The following is a 1186-nucleotide window of genomic DNA, read 5'->3' as shown; positions in this document are numbered from 1 at the left end:
GAGCAACTGGCCGCGCTCAAGAAGGCGATCTTCGAGCGTGCGCTGGGCGGCGAACTGACCCATCATCTCGGTTACGAGAAGGGTGAAGCCAAGCCGGCGAGTAGCACGAACCATCGCAACGGCACCAGCCGCAAGCGCATCACGACCGACGACGATCTGCTCGACGTCGAGATTCCGCGCGACCGCGAAGGCACCTTCGATCCGGTGCTGATCGCCAAGGGCGAGCGACGCTTTACCGGCTTCGACGACAAGATCATCGCGATGTACGCACGCGGCATGAGCGTGCGGGAGATTCAGGGTTTCCTGTTGGAGATGTACGGCATTGAGGTGTCGCCGGACTTCATCAGCACGGTGACCGATGCCGTGATCGACGAAGTGCGCGAATGGCAGCAGCGCCCGCTCGAGCCGATGTACCCGGTGGTGTTCTTCGACGCCTTGCGCGTCAAGATCCGCGACGAAGGCGTGGTCCGCAACAAGGCGATCTACCTGGCGCTGGGCGTGCGCCGCGACGGCACACGCGACGTGCTGGGCCTTTGGATCGAGCAGACCGAGGGGGCCAAGTTCTGGCTGCGGGTGGTGAATGACCTGAAGCTGCGCGGCGTGCAGGACATCCTGATCGCCGTGGTCGACGGCCTGAAGGGCTTCCCGGAAGCGATTAACGCGGTGTTCCCTGAAACGACGGTCCAGACCTGCATCGTGCATCTGATCCGGAACTCGCTGGACTTCGCCAGCTGGAAAGACCGGAAATCGATCGCGGCGGCGCTCAAGGAGGTCTATCGGGCACCGAGCGCCGAAGCGGCCGCCGTGGCGCTGGACGCGTTCGATACAAGCCCGTGGGGTACGAAATATCCTCCGATTGCCGCGCTCTGGCGCCGGGCCTGGGATCAGGTGATTCCGTTCTATGCCTTCGCGCCGGATATCCGAAAAATTGTATATACGACCAACGCGATCGAGTCGCTGCACATGCAGCTTCGGAAGATCATCAAGGCGCGCGGCCACTTCCCGTCGGACGAGGCCGCGCTCAAACTGATCTGGCTGGCGCTGCGCAACGTCGTGGCCAAATGGACCGGTTCCCGGCACGATTGGAAGAGCGCCATGACGCAGTTCGCACTGCTTTACCCGGAACGATTCAACATTGGAGTCTGAATCTCAACCCCGCCTCACACACGGAATTCCGGATACCTCC

1 protein-coding gene is annotated in these 1186 nt (G+C 62.3%); it reads left to right on the top strand.

Annotated features, from left to right (window positions below):
• The coding region (locus ABIC51_RS40825; RefSeq protein ID WP_354007112.1) for an IS256 family transposase at positions 1-1146 on the top strand (1146 nt) is incomplete at its 5' end.
• Positions 1147-1186: the final 40 nt, after the last annotated feature.

Source organism: Burkholderia sp. 572, assembly GCF_040545135.1.
GTDB lineage: Bacteria > Pseudomonadota > Gammaproteobacteria > Burkholderiales > Burkholderiaceae > Burkholderia > Burkholderia cepacia.
This window is presented reverse-complemented; position numbering and strand designations above follow the sequence as displayed.